The sequence below is a fragment of the Gilliamella sp. Nev5-1 genome (genome assembly GCF_001690895.1).
Lineage (GTDB): Bacteria > Pseudomonadota > Gammaproteobacteria > Enterobacterales > Orbaceae > Gilliamella > Gilliamella apicola_C.
Genome location: NZ_LZHO01000006.1, coordinates 1 through 17,886, shown reverse-complemented (window position 1 = coordinate 17,886; position 17,886 = coordinate 1). Strand labels below are relative to the sequence as shown.

The window sequence follows — 17,886 nt, the reverse complement described above, 5'->3', positions numbered from 1 at the left end:
ACAGAGCAATAAATCATAAGGAGCTATAATGAAAAAGATCGCCATAATGGCAATGTTAATCTCTTGCACATTAATATTGCAAGGCTGCGTTGCTGCTGTTATAGGAATTGGTGCAGGGGCTACGGCAAAAGTTGCCTCTGATCCTCGCACTACTGGTACCCAAGTTGATGATACAACGCTCAGTTCACGTATGGGGATAAAAATTAAAGACCATGGACCTTTGTTTATTGGTTCGCGTATTGTTTCGAGTGCTTATGGTGGTAATATCCTTTTGGTTGGACAAGCAAATAGTCAACAAGTTGAACAAGCAGAAAGGCTTGCTTATCAAGTTGAAGGGGTAAAAAAAGTCTATAACCAAATTCGTATTGGGGAACCTGTTGGGGCAGTGACTATTACTAATGATACTTGGATAACTACTCAAGTTAAATCTCGGTTAGTTTTAGATGCCAAAACAAAAGCTCGCAAAATTAAAGTGGTAACCGAAAACAGCGAAGTGTTTTTAATTGGAATTGTTACCCCAGAAGAAGGTAAAGCAGCAGCTGAAATTGCAAGTAAAGTCAGTGGTGTAAAAAAAGTCATCACACTTTACACTTATACCGAAAATTAACGGTAACTATATAAAAGACAGGGGGCGCATTAGCCCCTTTTTTATGCAACCGATTTTATGCGCTCAATTAATTTAGCAAGCCCTTGCAAACGTGATTGGCTTAGCTCATCAGAAATTTTTAACTGACTTAATAGGGATCGAAAATCGATAGCTGCAATTTCTTGTGCTGTTTTGTGATTGGCAATGATGATTAAAATGGCCAACAAGCCTTTGACGATCCTTCCCTCACTATCACCTTGAAAAATATACTTATTATCTTGTTGTTTTTGATAAGTTAGCCATACACGGTTTTCGCATCCGTGGACTTGGTTCTGCTCAGTTTTTTCATTTTCAGGGAAATCAGGTAATTGCTTTGCTAGCATTACTAATTGTCGATAACGATCTTGCCAAGTACGTTGCTTTGCAAATAATTCGGTTAAGCTTTGCTGTGATAGCATAATATTGACCTATTTACGGTTAACTGCTTGTAAAAAAGTTTCAGGAAACTATACGTTTCAGTATAAAATCACACTAATATTTCAATTGCATTTTGCAACTCTGAAATAAATTTATCCACATCTTGCTGATTATTATATGGCATCAATGAAACACGAACCGCTCCGTGGCATCCTAATTTATTCATCAAAGGCTGGGCACAAAGCTCACCAGTGCGGATCGCAATATTTTGTTCACTTAATAAGATAGCAATATCATTATGATGAATCTCATTGATATTAAACGTAATAATCGGGCTACTATCCACACTATAAAATTGAATATCCGCAAATTGGTTTAGTTGTGATTTTGCGTAGTCAGCGAGTCGCTTTGTGTAGTTTTCTGCTTGCTGCTTATTATCCCAACTTTTTAACCATTCAAGTGTTGCGTTAAAGCCAAGAATGCCAGCAATATTGGGTGTGCCTGCTTCAAATTTATAGGGAAGATCTTCAGGAATAAAATCATCAAATGAAGCGCTTTTTAGCATTTTTCCGCCACCATGCCAAACCGACATTTGTTCAAGTAAGGACTTTTTACCATATAAAACACCAAGACCCGTTGGTCCATACAATTTATGGGCTGAAAAAGCATAAAAATCGATATTTAATTGCTGGACATCAAGCGCATGATGAACAATGCCTTGCGCACCATCAACAACTAAAACCGCATTATGTTGATGAACAATGTGGCTAATTGTAGCTAAATCAGGGCAAAAACCCGTTACATTCGACATTTGCGTTATTGCAACAATTCTTGTTTTAGCAGACATTAATAAAGATAGCTCATTAACATCTGACGACCATTGAATGACTTTAGCGCCTGTTTGCTCCGCAACAATCAACCAAGGCAATAAATTGCTATGATGCTCCAACTCGCTCACAATAATTTCATCGCCAGATTGTAGTAACGGACGAGCGTAACTTTGCGCAATTAAATTAAATGACTCAGTCGCACCACGAGTCCAAATAATTTCAGTGCTACTTTGAGCGTGAATTAAATTAGCAACATTTTGTCTTGCTTTATCAATCGTTGCGGTGACTTGCAGTGCGGTATTATACAAACTACGCTGGGCTGTTGCGGTATTTTCTAAATAGTAGGCAAGCGTTGCATCAACCATCACTTGTGGTTTAAGTGCGGTTGCTGCCGAATCAAGATAGACACTTTCACTATTAAGCGCAGGAAAATCCGCCCTAAATTGCTCAGGCACAAAATGCTTATTGGGTAAGTTCAAGTCCGGCAATACCATTCCAGTAACCATTACAATCTCGTTTATGTTCAATTTGTAGCGGATTTAATCCATCTTCATTAGCTTTGAACCGTTTGACAATATCGAGCGTTTCAAGACCAAGTGGTGAAATTCTAACAATATCCACTAATCCTTTCATCTCTTTAAGATTATTGCCTAAGTTATAACAATAACCACTTTGAGTCTGAATACCGTTTAACACAAATACTTTTTGCTGTTCTTGCGAGAACACTTCACGCCCAGCGGGATAATTAATGCAACATGTTTCACATTTATCTTTAGGCTTGTCTTCTGATCTAGCGGTAAAACAACGCGCTGAATAAGCTAAAGGTAAATAACCATAACTGAATATTTCAACTTCAAAATTTCGCTTAATATTTAAATTTTCAAATTGATTAAGTACATTGGTTAACCAGTCACGAGAAAGCTCAACTGGCATACACCAACGCACCATCCCTTGTTTTTGTAATAATTTTAAAGTTAATGCGTTATAACAGTTAATAGCAGGGCCTGCAACAAATGGTAATTTATGCTCTTGCGCAATATTAATGGCAGCTAAATCATTTGCTTCGACTAAAAAATCGCCGTTATTAACTAATTGTCGTAAATCGTTTAATTCTGATGGCGCTTCAAGTAATGCTAGGGTTGAAAGCACTACTTGTTTACCCGATTTAGCAATTTCTTTTGCCAGTTCAATCCAATTGGCAACTTTCATTTCACGGCGTTTGGTACATACTGTTTCGCCCATATAAATAATATCCGCTTGACTCTCTCTAGCGGCGTAATAGAACGCTTCTGTTGTGGTTTTAGGCCAATAATAAAGCACTGGTCCTAATGCGTATTTCATAGTTTTGCTCACAATATTGTTTATATTAAATGAATTAAATTATTAAAGATAATACCTTATCACCTGTATTTATTTACAAAAAACAGAAGATATAAAAAGCGAAATATTACATTTAAAATGTATATTTTTTAATTATTTGTTTTAATAAAAAAATTAAATTATTGCCATTTACGGTGATAAGCGCCTAATGTTGTCTGTGTTCCCTCTGAAACTGATCCAAGCGTATCCATCCAGCTTTTTTCTGTTTGGAATGATTGCGGATTGGCTTTATAGCGATCGATGGCTTGTCGCCATACTTTGGTTACTTGTTCAACATAAGCAGGGCTACGCTGACGCCCCTCAATTTTAACCGAGGCAATATTAGCAGCAAATAGTTCAGGTAATAGCTCAATGGTATTTAAGCTGGTTGGCTCCTCGATTGGATGATAAAGCTTATCGCCAACAAAATAACGCCCTTTGCATAGCGTTGGGTAACCCGCATTTTCACCTTTTTTATGGCAATCAATTAACACATTATTGAGTCGTGACTCAAGCCCTTTTTCGGTCTCTTCCCAGCGAACAAATTTAGCTGGCGAACAAGCCCCAACTGTATTGGGTGATTCACCAGTTAAATAGGATGATAAATAACAACGTCCTTCCGCCATAATGCACAGGCTGCCGAAAGCAAATACTTCTAGCGGAACAGGAGAAACTTGTGATAGTTGTTTAACTTGATGCATCGAAAGTACACGCGGTAACACAATACGATGTACCTGAAAGTTGTTATAGTAAAACTTAATCGATTCTTCATTGGTTGAAGACGCTTGCACAGAAACATGACGCTCAAGATCAGGGTACTTTCCAGCCGCATAATCAAGCATGGCAAGATCAGCAATAATTAACGCATCAGCACCAATATTTGCAGCTGTATCGACAGCATGTTGCCAACGTTGGAAATTTTCAGGATGAGCAAAAGTATTAATGGCAATATGTAACTTTTTACCGCGTTTATGTACATAATCTGAAGCTTCTAACAACCGTTTTTCATTAAAATTTAAACCAGCAAAATGGCGGGCATTGGTATCATCTTTCAAACCAATATAAACGGCATCAGCACCATGATCGATTGCTACTTTAAGAGCGGGCAACGATCCAGCTGGACAAAGAAGTTCCATAATTATTCCTAACTTAATTTCGGTAATTTATACGCTGTGTATTATGCAATAATTTCGAGAGTAATGCGAATAGAAAGCGGTTATTCTGCTTAATAAATGGGTAAGGCTTTGTTTATCGCCTTTATCAGCGATATATTTTGGCGCCGAATAAGGTATGGCGTCAGCATTTGGGTGTAATCTAGAAAAATAAAATCAGTATTTTTCCTGACCTGTTTTTTAAGTGAAAAAATATCTTATTTTTAGCCATCTAACGCCATACGTGGCGTTGTAAAATATTGGGCACAAATCTCCTAAATCGGGCAATATCATCAATGGCTTATTTTTTATGCGAAAACCAAACACTCGAAACAAAGCCATTTTAAAACAACAAAATAAATAAAAAATAGAGAGAAAACATTACCTGCTGATTTTTACAATAAAAATTGAGCTTGTTTTATTAAAAATTTTTACGATTTTTTATCAAGATCAATTAAATCTATTTTTGTCATCAATGCAGGTATAGTCTGGTAATAAGGTTGTAAAACCTTTATACTATACTCCAATTTTTAGTAAGGCTAATTGCTTTGCTAAATCAACCCGTTCTTTAACATCATCAATTGGAAGAAAATTATGCATCCGATGCTGAATATTGCTATCCGTGCTGCTCGTAAAGCAGGGAATGTTGCCATTAAGGCTTATGAAAACCCAAGTTCAATCGAGATTGAAGCCAAAGGCACTAATGATTTTGCTACTAATGCTGATCGTGCAGCTGAAGCTTTGATTATTGAGACAATCAAAAAAGCTTACCCTGATCATACTATTATTGCTGAAGAAAGTGGTTTGGCGAAAGGGAATGATGCTGATACACAGTGGATAATCGATCCAATTGATGGTACGACTAATTTTATCAAAAATATTCCGCATTTTGCTGTGTCAATCGCTGCCCGAGTTAAAGGTAAAACCGAAATTGCTGTGGTTTATAACCCAATGAGTAATGAGCTGTTTACCGCCGCTCGTGGTAAAGGTGCTCAGCTTAATGGTTATCGTATTCGTGTTAGTAATGCCAAGGATTTGGAGGGCAGTGTGCTTGCTACTGCGTTCCCATTTAAAGCGAAACAATACAGCGATAGTTATTTTACTGTTTTACAAAAATTGTTTGTTAAATGCGGTGATTTTCGCCGTGCTGGCTCGGCTGCGTTAGATCTTGCTTATGTTGCTGCTGGTCGTTTAGATGGTTTTTTTGAAATTGGTTTAAAACCGTGGGATATCGCAGCCGGTGAGCTTATTTTGCGCGAAGCTGGTGGGGTTGTTACTGATTTTGCTGGCGGTAATAACTATATGGTTTCTGGTAATATTGTGGCGGGTAACTCTCGTGTTGTTAAAAATTTATTGGTTTCTACCCAAAACGAATGGCCAGAAAATCTTCGTAATTAACCTTCCTTTGTTTTCCTAAAGCAGGGTTAATCTTACCCTGCTGTTTTATGCTTATTTTCGTGAACCTTTTTTATTTTAGGTATATACTAGATTGCCAATAACATAAATAATAAGTGGGGGATGCTTTGAATGAAAACTGTCCAATACAATTTTATTGTCGAAGAAATGAGCTGTGCATCTTGCGTTGGGCGCGTTGAAAAGGCACTCAAGAAAGTAGATGGTGTGATTGATGTTAGCGTTAACCTTGCTACCGAAATAGCAACGGTTAATGCTAATGCTTCTGTTAAGCTGGAAGCCTTAATGTCGGCAGTGGATAAAGCTGGTTATCATGCGGTTGAAATTACCGAATCAACGGATAAGCAAAAAAAATCTAAAAGACAGTCATCTATATATCCAATTATTATTGCTATTATTTTTGCCATTCCTTTTGTCTTCCCTATGTTATTAGCTTTGTTTGGTTTGAATTTGATGATGCCTGCTTGGTTGCAATTGGTTATTGCATCTATAGTGCAATTTGGTTTGGGGGCAAAATTTTATCGAAGTGCTTTTAATGCGGTTAAAGTGTTGTCAGGCAATATGGATTTACTGGTTGCTATCGGCACGAGTGCGGCGTATGGGCTTTCAGTTTATCAATTTATAACGGGAAATACTGAACATCTTTATTTTGAGTCTTCAGTGGTGATTATCACCTTAATTTTGGTGGGAAAATGGCTAGAGTCAAGCGCTAAACATCAGACCACACAAGCGATTGAAGCACTTTGTGCTTTAAGGCCGGATATCGCCTTAGTTAGGCGAGGTGATCAGGAAGTAAGTTTACCAATAAGCCAAGTTAAAGTTGGTGATATTGTTATTGTTAAACCTGGTGATCGTATCGCGGTTGATGGCATTGTGATAGAAGGTCAATCAAGTAGCGATGAGTCGATGTTAACTGGTGAGAGTTTGCCTGTCAATAAAATGGTTAACGATGTGGTTACTGGTGGCACGATTAACGGTGAAGGATTATTGATTGTTAAAGCGACCGCCATTCAGGCCGACTCAACACTATCGAAGATTATCGGAATGGTTGAATCAGCTCAGGAAAAAAAAGCGCCGATTCAACGCATTGTTGATCGCATTAGTGCGATTTTTGTACCGATGATTTTATTAATTGCACTTGTTACGTTATTGGTGTGGGGAATAATATCGCATGATTGGCAACAAGCATTACTTTATTGTATTGCGGTGTTAGTGATTGCTTGCCCATGTGCTTTAGGGTTGGCAACGCCAACAGCCATTATGGTTGGTACTGGAGTAGCTGCTCGTCATGGTATTTTATTTAAAGATGCCGAAGCATTAGAAACACTGCACAGTATTAATACGGTCGCATTTGATAAAACAGGTACTTTAACCATGGGCAAACCTGAATTAGTTGAAATGGATATTATAAGTAGCGAGACGCCTGAGCAAATTTTGTCGATTGCTGCGTCATTACAAGCGGGTAGTGAGCATCCACTTGCTAAGGCGATTTTAAGTAAAGCAGGGCAGTTTCGTTATGCGCAAAATATGACTTCAGTAACAGGTTCAGGTGTAATGGCTACCCTTGATAATACCGAATATTATTTAGGAAGTTTGCGTTGGATGAAGTCATTAAACGCTTATGTTATGAATATGGATGATAAAATTAGCGAATTAACTAACAAAGGTTATACCGTTTCATTTTTAGCTAAACAACAGTTAGAAGGCAATGTGGTGATTTTGGCGATATTAGGCTTTGCTGATATGATTAAAGATGAAGCAAAAAGTGCAATTGATGCGCTTCATCAACTACATGTTAATACGGTAATGTTAACTGGTGATAATCAGAAAGCAGCAAATTATGCTGGTGATCGGTTAGCTATTGATCGAGTTATTGCTGAAGTATTGCCTCAAGACAAAGCAAATTATATCTATCAATTACAGAAAGAAAGCTATACACAAGCCAATAATCAAGTGGCTATGGTCGGGGATGGTATTAATGATGCGCCCGCTTTAGCTGCTGCCGATATCGGTATTGCTATGGGAACGGGCACCGATGTGGCAATGCATGCAGCAAGTATTACGTTGATGCGAGGCAATTTATTTTTAATCGCTGATGCGATTGATATTTCGCGTCGAACTTATAATAAAATCAGGCAGAATTTATTCTGGGCGTTTGTCTATAATTTGATTGGTATTCCATTAGCGGCGCTAGGTTATTTAAACCCAATGATTGCTGGCGCAGCGATGGCGTTAAGTAGTGTGAGTGTGGTTACCAATGCATTGTTACTCAAACGTTGGAAGGCCAAGAGCGGAAAATAAATCGTATAAAGTTGGTGGTAGCATAAGGAGGCTAATGGCCTCCTTTATTATTCGTTATCATTAATCAATTCAATAAATTCGTATAAATGTTGTTAAAATATTTTAGCTTATGTCTATGTTTAAGCATCAATACCGCAATAGGCTATTTGGCTTTTGTCAGTTGCTTACTCAATTTTTTTAGGGCGATATTTATCTAACATCATATTGCTGAATTTATTGTTTGGATCTAACTGTGCTTTGAGCTTAAAAAAACGTGCTGCTTGTGGGTAGGCACGCTGAAACTGTTCAGCCGTGGCATGCAACTGATAAGGTAAATAATAGCTACCATTGTTTGCTAGTGCGGCGTCTATTAGTTCCCGAGTCCAGATGCCTACTTGTTTTTTGCTGTTTTCATCAGTTGCTTGCTGATAATAAATAACAAAAGCGAACACTTCAGTTTTAGCCCATGCTAGTAGCGAGCCACTATCTGGCTTAGCATGACGAATCGAAATATTGATGACATTAGCTTGATGTTTTTTCAAAATAGCAATGAGTTCTGGATAAAAATCATCAAATCGTTCTATTGGGATAAAATATTCTTCTAGTGCGTAACTTTTGTCTTTATTTGCAATAGGCTCTAAATTAGATACATCGTAACTTGCTTCATAGTTACGCCACATGACAGGTTGCTTTGTGTAATCAACTTCGTCATATAATTTACGCAACTGTTTGCCCAAAGTTGATGAGGTGACGATTTTTATTTTTTGTTCCTGAGTCCGTGAGTATTGTGTATTAGGTTTTAACCTGTCTAAAATAGTTAATGGCTCTTGGGTTTGTTTAAATGTAACGGCGCGAACTGTTTCAAAATCAGGTGGATACATTACCGAGTTATGGAATATTGCACTTTTATCAGAACGAATATGTTGAGTAAAATACGAGTAATATTTTGTTATTGGCATCACTTCACTGAGGCGCTTAACTTTAACATTATCAACAAGTTGTAATGTGACTTCAGTAATAATTCCTAAACCGCCATAACCACCAATTGCGCCATAAAATATATTTGAGTTTTCTTTTGGGCTAGCGATGACTATTGAGCCGTCAGCTAGTACAATTTTGAATTTTTCTACTGATAGTATTATAGGGCCTTCCCCAATATAGCGACCATGCACATTAACACTGAGTGATCCACCAATGCTAAAATTGGCATAACTTTGCATAATTTTCACTGATAAGTTGTAAGGATCAATCAATTCTTGCACTTGGCGCCAGTTGGCACCTGATTCAATGGTTAAAAGTTTTTGTTCAGGATTAAAATCAATCACATGGTTAAGTTTTTTGGTATCTATCTGGATTGCCCCTGTTATTGCAGTTTGTCCACCCATGCTGTATTTGCCACCAGCTATACTGATTGGTCCAGAGGCGTTTTTAACCAGCTCAGCAACTTGTTGGGTGGATTCAGGCTGAACAATAGCCGCGACTTGTACTGGTGTCATGCCTGTCACATCATTGACAACAACAGCTTGCGTTTTTAATGGTAGTAACAGGCAAAGACAGCAGCTTAATAAATGTAATTCTTTCATCATAATTTAATATCTAATTGATATATAATAAAATAATTGATTCTATCTGATTACAAAGAATTCATCAACAAAGGTAAGGTCTAATGTTGTCAAATAGTGATAATAACCAAAATACATTTCATCTTTATAAATTTTTAAGCACATTTGAAAAACAGGTTCAGTATAATCTCCCGTTAAAATTACACTTAGGCTTTCTCGAAAAGTTAGTGTTTGGATATCTTGCTTCGTATTAAGCTCTAATTCGGTGTAGTTATTATTAAGAATGTGCGTTAAGCTTGTCATGGCGAGTTTTTTTAACTTATTATGGATTAATTCAATATCTGTAGATTTTAGATAATCAGATAGAAGCATCATGGTGATAAATCCTAATATTTGCTGATAATCATATTAACCTTAATTGCTGTTATTTATTTAACTAAGCTATATTGGCTTTAACAAATATGATTATTTTAGCTAATCTTTTAAATATATTATTGTTTTGCGTATCAAACTTTATCGATAAAACCTATAAGCCATTATTGATGAGTTTGAAACCGATTTGTGCGCCTTTTCCTTGTTCTGTGACAAAAGCGCCCACCGCACAGATAAGCTGTTCATTATAGTAAACCATTGGGATTCGTGTTCGCATCCACGGTGGAATATGATGTTCTTGCCATAGTTTTTTTATCGCTCTTGAGCCTTTTCTATTAACAATCTGTAGTTGCCCTTGAGCATGAAATCGAACGGTCACTTGCTCATCTGCATGGGGTAAACGGCAAGGTAAAGGGGGTTGATAATTCACCTGTAATTGCCCCACATTATCAGGGAGTGTTAACGGCAACGTTAAATCCCAATTAAGCATTTGCGATTCAATGTTTTGGTATAATGGCAATAGATAAAGCTGGTTTTGATAACGACGGATTTGTTTGTTATGTAATATAAATTGGGGATTGGCATCTTCTTTAGCTAAAGCAACGGTTTGCCAAATTAAGGCGAGTTGCTGTTGGCTTGGCATGTTGATTTGTTGCGATCGAAACCACATGCGTAAAATGGCATTACGTTTATATTCTGAATAGCCAAATAATGGTGTTAAACACAATTGCCCTTGCTCGGTTGTGGCTTGTTTAAAATCAGCCAATAATAATTCATTAATTAATGCTTCTTGTTGCTGGCATAATTCAGCGCTGCGAGCCACCATTTGCGAAAAATGTGGCCAACGTTGGTTAAGGTGTGGTAATACCTTTAAGCGTAAAAAATTGCGGTCGTAGTGATCATCTTGGTTACTTTCATCTTCTATCCAGTTAAGCTGATGATGTTTAGCATAAGCTTCAATTTGTGCGCGTGTAATGGTTAGTAGTGGTCGAAGATGGTTTCCGTTTTCAATCGGCATTGCAGATAAGCCAGTTGGGCCACTGCCACGTTTTAGCGCTAAAAAAAAGGTTTCGCACTGATCATCAAGATGTTGTGCGGTGCACAAGGTTTCATCATGATGTAAATGGTGATAAATGGCTTGGTAGCGTGCATTTCTGGCTTGTTCTTCAATATTGCCTGCTTGTTGATCAAGTTTGACTTTTTCAATAATTAATGGCACTTGCCAAATTTGGCATTGTTGTTGACAATGTGCCGCCCAGTTATCAGCGTTTGCACTTAAACCATGATGAATATAAATTGCTCTAAGTTGTAGATGTGGTAACTGTTGCTTTAAATTGACTAATGCTTGCATTAATACGGTCGAATCGACGCCACCACTAAAGGCAACGAGTAGCGATTGTCGGCCATTTAGGTGTGGTAAAATAGTTTGTTCAACCATGCTGTCGATTTGTGTTTGGCTTTGATGGCTCATCTGCTATCCATTTCTACTAATTTATGCTTATTTATACCAAGCTTTGTAACGCATTCACTTTATTTTTATGTCGTTCGATTCTATCTAGGCCTGCGGCAAGATCAGCAATTAAGTCATCAGGATCCTCAAGACCAATATGTAATCGGATTAATGTACCTTTAAAATCAATCCCCGATACTGGACGTATTTTGGCAAGATCTTCAGGTTGATTAGCTAAAATTAATGATTCAAATCCGCCCCATGAATAAGCCATGGAAAAGTGGGTCATGTTATCTAAAAAATCAGATAATTGGACATCGCTTAAATGTTCTTGAAGGACAAATGAAAATAGACCACTGGCACCACTAAAATCGCGTTTAAAAAATTCATGCCCTTTGCAACTTTCTAATGCTGGATGATTGACGGTTGCCACTTTAGGATGATTGGCTAACCAATTTGCCACTTTTAAGCTGCTTTCGTGATGTTGCTTGAGCCTAATTGCTAGGGTTCGTAATCCACGCGTTGCCATATAGGCTGTATCGGCATCACACATCTGTCCCATTAAATAAGATCGTTCACGTAACTTATCCCAACAACGTTGGTTGGTAACCGCGGTACCTAACATGGCGTCTGAGTGACCAATTAAATATTTAGTGCCAGCTTGAATTGAGATATCAATGCCGTGCGCTAACGCTTTGAATAACACGCCGGCTCCCCAAGTGTTGTCCATCATAATGACGATTTCAGGATTCACACTGCGAATGGCTTTAACGATTGCTGGCACATCTTGGACTTCCATCGTAATTGAGCTTGGTGATTCTAAAAATACAACTTTAGTATTGGGTTTGATATATTTGATAATATCACTCCCCACTAGTGGCGAAAAGTAATCGGTTTCTACTCCAAAATCTTTTAATATATGTTCACAAAATTCTTGAGTAGGTTCATAACTGGCTTCAGATACAAGGATATGATCGCCATTTTTCACAAAAGCTAAAATGGCATTAGCAATTGCTGCGGCCCCACAAGGATAAAGGTAGCAACCTGCACCGCCTTCAATTTCGGTCATGGCTTCTTGTAGGGCAAAATGGGTTAATGTGCCACGGCGCCCATAGAATAGAGCCCCTTTTGCTCGATTTTCTGTGGCTTCTTTTTTGGCTTCTATTGAGTTAAAAACCAGCGATGAAGCTCGCTGAATAACAGAATTTACCGCTCCTTGGGTGTAGCGAGTTTTTCGACCAGCATGAACTAATTTTGTTTGTAAAGACATGACGCATCCTTAGTGATCTGATAAATTTCGATAACAGTTAGCATAGCATGCTGTTAAAATAGTAAAAAATAATTTTTGTTTAAACTGGCTTATCCAACATGTTAATTGCCCAACTTGCCCATTTAGATACAGCAGAAGTGAATTATTCACTACTGTCACCACAAGTCATTAATGATGCTCAATTATTAAATGGTGCACGGAAAAAACAGTTTTTAGTTTGTCGATCAATTTTAGCGAATTTACTTAAACAATATTGTCAAATTGCTAATTTGCCGATGATGATCATTGGCGATAATCGCCGTCCCTGCTTTTTAGCGCCGCATCTTCCTGATTTTAACATCAGCCATAGCCAAGATTGGGTCGCGGTTGCGATATCGTTAAATGGCAAGGTAGGGCTTGATATCGAAGTTGCTCGGCCGCGTCACAATTATGTAAATGTCGCCAAAAATTTTTTTGCTGATGAAGAATATCAATGGATGCTAAAACAAAGCGATACATTAACCGCCTTTTGGCAACTTTGGACATTAAAGGAATCTGCGCTGAAATTATATGCTAAAGGCGTTTGGCAAATAAGATCGGTAAAAGTAGATATTGAAAACCAGTTAATTAACGCCCCATTTGGACAGGACTTTTATTATCAGTATCAACAAATTGGCGATATTCATCTTTCTGTTAATTGCGATGTGCCGATTAGGCAATTGGTGGTGCAATCGTAAAGGCTAGAATGTTGCCACGAGGTTAGTATGGCAAATAGATATCATCATTGTTATACCTTAAATTTTATTTGATGGGCTATCCCAAAATGGACAAATATCACTTCTATGATATAAATAACAATCATAGAACAACTCATTATAGTCAAAACACTTAGTAGAGCTTAAACAATAGGTGGGGGATTATGCCTTATCTCATGCCCCTCTTTCATTAACTGAAAATCGCTAACCATTTTGGTGCACGTATAGTCGCATTAAGCTTAGTGCACGATATCAGGAATATAGGGCTATGATGTGTCAGAAAGAACGATAAATCGACATGGTAAAAAAATCAGTCAGAAAACCCATTGATTTTATTGAAGTTTTTATTTTTACCTATTTTAGACTCCAATATTACGCCAGAATTTGAAAAATATTTCAAGTTAGATAACGATAGTGGGTTTTTAATCTGCATCTTCAAAGTAATCGCCATCAATTTGTTTCATTTCATAAACCTGTCTCGTTGAAACACCCACATTGTAATCAATCATTAATTCAGCCAATCTAGCACCATTAATTAAAATGATTTTTACATCTAAATGTTTAACGTAATTGATTGCCTCACAGCTAAAATCAGAAGTCGTGATAAATACGCCTTTTTTGGCTCTTTCGCCTTGTAGCGCACCAGCAAACTTTTGTATATCAGGTCGGCCAACGGTTGCTTCCCACCTTTTAGCCTGTAGATAGATCATATCTAACCCTAGTTTATCTTCTTGGATGATGCCATCAATCCCGCCGTCTTTGGTTAAACGTGTTGCCTTTCCTGTATCATGGCGAGAGCCACCGTAACCCAATGCTAACATAACATCAACAACTAAACGTTCAAAGAACGCTGGTGAACAAGCTTTAATGCAATTAAGTAATTCTGCGGCTAATGTTTCTCGTATTTTTTGATAAGAAGAATCCATTAATTCTGTTGGTGTATTTTCATCCGTATTGACTTCAGTTTGTTTGGTTTGATTTTCTGATGAGTGCGATAGCTGTTTAAATGATAAAAATTCAGGAATATTTAATAACTCTTGATTGGTTAACTTAGTGGGATTAGTTTGTAACAACCTTGAGCCTTGCTCACTTATTTGCCAAATACCTCGCTGGGTATTATTAATCAACCCTGCTTTTTTAAGATACGTTTTCGCCCAGCCAATTCGATTTTCAATAATAGGTTGATTGCTATTGGGTAGTTCCTGACTCATCTCATCAGCGGTTAATTTAAATAACCGACTTAAGTGATTATAGGTTTCTCTCGCTGTGTGAGGTTTTCCATCAGATAACCATTTTAAAAGTGGTAACATCAATGTTTGATAATCAGGAATGGCCATTTACTCTCCTTAATAATAAGATATTCAAATAATACCTAAATTGAGCCAAAATAAATTGTTTCAAAGATTGTTGAATACGCATATTCAGCATTATTTTTACCTATCCATCATAGAATTTTCTCTTAATATGGTAAATAGTGTGAGTAAATCCGACAATTAATAACCCTAACTTATTTATCTTTTTAGATTAAATAAATGTCTTGTAAGATTTTTCTATTGCTGTTATCCAATTGATATTCTTGTGCGAGCCAATTATCAATCGTGCTATAACGTTGTTTGATTGCGTTAATGGCGGCGTTTAAGTACTCTTTTTTAGCCGCAAAAATCACTTTATGGTTTTCAAACTCTTCAGGCGTTACTTTATGTTTGTATTTACTTAATAGATTTTCTCGATAATCTGATAAAAGCTCTTCAGTCAATAAGTAATCTTGCATGATAGTTTCTTCACTCACACCTAAAGCAAATAACGTTAGCGCAACGCCAACACCCGTGCGATCTTTACCTACGGCACAATGTTGTACTAATGGTTTTCCTTGTGCGTTAAGTAATGTTGATGCAAGTTTTTGATAGGCAAGATTATTAAAAGGAAGTAGCTGATAAAGTTTAATCATAAAATCAAATGGTGAGCTTTTTTTAAGCGTTATTGGATTATTTCCTATTTCACTTGTTAAACTTGCTGTGACGGTATCGTTTAAAGGGTTAGCGGGTACATTAATGTAATGAGTATTTTGCCATAATTTATCGGGATTCCGCACAATTTCGTCATTATCGCGATAGTCCAAAATATAATGCAGATTTAATTCATCACATAAAAAATTTTGCTCTTCTGGTGTAATAAGTGAGAAGGCACCTGAACGGTATAACATGCCAGAGCGAATTTGGCGACCGTCGATTGTTTTAATACCGCCTAAATCGCGAAAATTAATTCCATTTTTTATTGGTACAATACAATTCATGACTAATCCTTATTTATGCTTAACTTTACTTGCTATATTAACATGTTTCTGATTAGAATTAATCCATTGTTTCTGATTCATAAATGATTAAGGTACTTACTATGTCAATGTTATCGATTTTGCTTTCTAATCAAGAGGCTCCAACCCAGTGGGGAAAAGACGCACTGCTGAGCTTCTCAGATAAAACTATTACTATTCACTATAAAGCTGAACGTCGTTTGGATATGATTCAACGTGCAGGGCGAAAGTTAGATAGCCAAGAAATCAATTCGGTTAAGTTAGTTGGCGAAGATTGGGATCTTGAAGCTTGTTGGCATTTTTGGTTAGGTTATCGTAATGCCAAAAAAAGCGCTGAAGTAATTGGACCAAAACTTGATACTAAAGACGAACAAGAATTGGGACATCGCTTAGCGATTATTGATTGGTGTCGGGATATTGTTAATGAGCAAGCCGAGACATTAAGCCCTGTTGAGTTAGCGGCAAGATCTGCTAATTTAATTAGCACTTACTCGTCTGATGTGGCTCATAAAATTATTTCAGGCGAAGCTTTAAAAGAACACAATTATATGGGGATCTATACGGTAGGTAAGGGATCAGATAGACCTGCCGCTTTTCTTGAACTTGATTATAATCCGACTAAAAACCCTAAAGCGCCAATTGTTGCTTGTTTAGTGGGTAAAGGCATTACCTTTGATTCTGGTGGCTATAGCTTAAAACCAAGTAGCTTTATGGAATCAATGCGCGCTGATATGGGGGGCGCTGCGCTAGTAACGGGCGCTTTAGCATTGGCAATTGCAAGAGGGTTAAATCAGCGTATCAAGCTTTATTTGTGTTGTGCCGATAATTTAGTGAGCGGTAATGCATTTAAATTAGGCGATATTATTCATTACCGTAACGGTAAAACGGTAGAAGTTAATAACACCGATGCTGAAGGACGCCTTGTGTTAGCTGATGGTTTAATTCGTGCCGATAATGATAAACCACATTATATTATTGACTGCGCAACCCTTACAGGTGCGGCAAAAATTGCGGTGGGTAATGATTATCAATCATTACTTACATTTGATGATAACTTTGCTAACCAATTGTTAGCTAGTAGCAATATTGAAAATGAAGCATTCTGGCGATTACCATTAACAGAATTTCACCGTTCTCAATTCCCATCATCGTTTGCCGATATGGCAAACTCAGGATTGCCTAATACTGCAGGAGCCAGTACCGCTGCGGCCTTTTTATCACATTTCATTGAAAATTATCAGAAAAATTGGCTACATATCGATTGTTCAGCAACATTCCGTAAAAGCGCCACCGCCTTATGGGCAGCAGGGGCAACAGGAGTTGGGATTAGGACGGTTGCTAATTTGCTTAGTCACCTTAAATAATCCCTAAATTTATCAGAAAGTTAAAAAAGCCACTGTAAAAGTGGCTTTCCAGATTGATGACAAAGAACTCGCTTTTTGGCGAGTTCTTTGATCTAATAGAGAGGAGTCCACTATAAGAGAAGTTCTTCTATGCTAAAAAAACCAACTCCAGCGACACCAGAAAAAATAGAGCAAATCTCACTAGATGCGCTTGTCCCCCAAAATCATCTTGTTCGTAAAATAGCTAAAGTCATTGATTTTGAATTTATTCGAGAAGCGGTAGCACCACTTTATTGCCCGAATAACGGTCGTCCGGCAGAAGATCCGGTCAGACTGTTTAAAATCATGCTATTGGGGTATCTTTTCGGTATCCCCAGTGAACGTCGTCTGGTTCAGGAAATTCAGGTCAATTTAGCTTACCGCTGGTTTCTGGGAATGGGATTAACCGAAAAAGTGATTGACGCCTCAACACTTAGTCAAAATCGTCGCCGTCGGTTTAATGACAGTGAAATCTATCAACAGATTTTTGATAATATTGTTGAGCAGGCCATTGCCAAAGGGTTGATAAGTGGTCGGGTATTATATACGGACAGTACTCACCTAAAAGCAAATGCCAATAAAGGCAAAGCACGTAATGAGCAGCGTATTGTTGAGCCCAGTCAATATATTGATGCGCTTAATCAAGCCATCAACGCAGAAAGAGAATTAAACGGAAAAAAGCCTTAAAGCCATCGACGGTAGAGAAATACAAGGAGGTTAAAGTCAGTACAACAGATCCGGACAGTGGCTTTATGCATCGGGAAGGCAA

General features: G+C 37.6%; 15 protein-coding genes and 1 pseudogene. 6 read left to right on the top strand and 10 right to left on the bottom strand.

Going from position 1 to position 17,886, the window contains the following annotated elements:
• Positions 1–28 precede the first annotated feature (28 nt).
• Complete coding sequence (gene dolP / locus A9G41_RS00730; RefSeq protein WP_075539194.1) at positions 29–607, top strand: division/outer membrane stress-associated lipid-binding lipoprotein; 579 nt, start codon at positions 29–31, stop codon at positions 605–607.
• Between the two features lie 41 nt (positions 608–648).
• Here the strand turns inward: dolP and csdE are convergent, their stop codons facing one another.
• The 4 genes from csdE to ubiU form a co-directional block, all read right to left on the bottom strand.
• Positions 649–1,044, bottom strand: coding sequence for a cysteine desulfurase sulfur acceptor subunit CsdE (gene csdE / locus A9G41_RS00725; RefSeq protein WP_065653569.1), 396 nt, complete (start codon positions 1,042–1,044; stop codon positions 649–651).
• Between the two features lie 68 nt (positions 1,045–1,112).
• The gene (csdA, locus tag A9G41_RS00720; RefSeq protein WP_255305750.1) at positions 1,113–2,339 is read right to left on the bottom strand and encodes a cysteine desulfurase CsdA; all 1,227 of its coding nucleotides are present in this window, start codon (positions 2,337–2,339) and stop codon (positions 1,113–1,115) included.
• Entirely contained in the window at positions 2,296–3,174 is an 879-nt protein-coding gene (locus A9G41_RS00715) for a U32 family peptidase (protein ID WP_065583254.1), read from the bottom strand. Before A9G41_RS00715 ends, csdA begins: the two co-directional genes overlap by 44 nt.
• 158 nt (positions 3,175–3,332) lie before the next feature.
• Positions 3,333–4,328: a ubiquinone anaerobic biosynthesis protein UbiU gene (gene ubiU / locus A9G41_RS00710; RefSeq protein WP_065583255.1), complete on the bottom strand. Its 996-nt coding sequence runs from the start codon at positions 4,326–4,328 to the stop codon at positions 3,333–3,335.
• 609 nt (positions 4,329–4,937) lie between these two features.
• On the opposite strand from ubiU, the gene suhB reads away from it, so the two are divergent.
• Together suhB and A9G41_RS00700 are read left to right on the top strand one after the other, a co-directional pair.
• Entirely contained in the window at positions 4,938–5,741 is an 804-nt protein-coding gene (gene suhB, locus A9G41_RS00705) for an inositol-1-monophosphatase (RefSeq protein ID WP_075539193.1), read from the top strand.
• Between the two features lie 129 nt (positions 5,742–5,870).
• On the top strand, positions 5,871–8,057 hold the full coding sequence (locus A9G41_RS00700) for a heavy metal translocating P-type ATPase (protein ID WP_075539192.1): 2,187 nt from the start codon (positions 5,871–5,873) through the stop codon (positions 8,055–8,057).
• A gap of 164 nt (positions 8,058–8,221) precedes the next feature.
• Here A9G41_RS00700 and A9G41_RS00695 read toward each other — a convergent pair whose 3' ends face one another.
• The 4 genes from A9G41_RS00695 to metC form a co-directional block, all read right to left on the bottom strand.
• Entirely contained in the window at positions 8,222–9,622 is a 1,401-nt protein-coding gene (locus A9G41_RS00695; protein WP_143425381.1) for an FAD-binding oxidoreductase, read from the bottom strand.
• A 39-nt stretch (positions 9,623–9,661) separates the two neighbouring features.
• Positions 9,662–9,973: a hypothetical protein gene (locus A9G41_RS00690; protein WP_075539191.1), complete on the bottom strand. Its 312-nt coding sequence runs from the start codon at positions 9,971–9,973 to the stop codon at positions 9,662–9,664.
• Positions 9,974–10,124: 151 nt separating this feature from the next.
• The gene (gene tilS, locus A9G41_RS00685; protein WP_176700495.1) at positions 10,125–11,441 is read right to left on the bottom strand and encodes a tRNA lysidine(34) synthetase TilS; all 1,317 of its coding nucleotides are present in this window, start codon (positions 11,439–11,441) and stop codon (positions 10,125–10,127) included.
• Positions 11,442–11,472: 31 nt separating this feature from the next.
• Positions 11,473–12,690 carry a cystathionine beta-lyase gene (gene metC, locus A9G41_RS00680; RefSeq protein ID WP_065583259.1) on the bottom strand — a complete coding sequence of 406 codons (1,218 nt, stop codon included), beginning with the start codon at positions 12,688–12,690 and terminating at the stop codon, positions 11,473–11,475.
• A gap of 98 nt (positions 12,691–12,788) precedes the next feature.
• Here metC and A9G41_RS00675 point away from each other — a divergent pair, with 98 nt between their 5' ends.
• Complete coding sequence (locus A9G41_RS00675) at positions 12,789–13,406, top strand: 4'-phosphopantetheinyl transferase family protein (RefSeq protein WP_065583260.1); 618 nt, start codon at positions 12,789–12,791, stop codon at positions 13,404–13,406.
• 440 nt (positions 13,407–13,846) lie between these two features.
• Here A9G41_RS00675 and A9G41_RS00670 read toward each other — a convergent pair whose 3' ends face one another.
• Together A9G41_RS00670 and A9G41_RS00665 are read right to left on the bottom strand one after the other, a co-directional pair.
• Positions 13,847–14,761, bottom strand: coding sequence for a restriction endonuclease (locus tag A9G41_RS00670; protein WP_065583261.1), 915 nt, complete (start codon positions 14,759–14,761; stop codon positions 13,847–13,849).
• A gap of 182 nt (positions 14,762–14,943) precedes the next feature.
• Entirely contained in the window at positions 14,944–15,717 is a 774-nt protein-coding gene (locus A9G41_RS00665; protein ID WP_065588522.1) for a tyrosine-protein phosphatase, read from the bottom strand.
• Between the two features lie 101 nt (positions 15,718–15,818).
• On the opposite strand from A9G41_RS00665, the gene pepB reads away from it, so the two are divergent.
• On the top strand, positions 15,819–17,099 hold the full coding sequence (gene pepB / locus A9G41_RS00660) for an aminopeptidase PepB (protein WP_218837645.1): 1,281 nt from the start codon (positions 15,819–15,821) through the stop codon (positions 17,097–17,099).
• A gap of 129 nt (positions 17,100–17,228) precedes the next feature.
• A pseudogene (locus A9G41_RS00655) lies at positions 17,229–17,886 on the top strand (transposase); the annotation flags it as partial.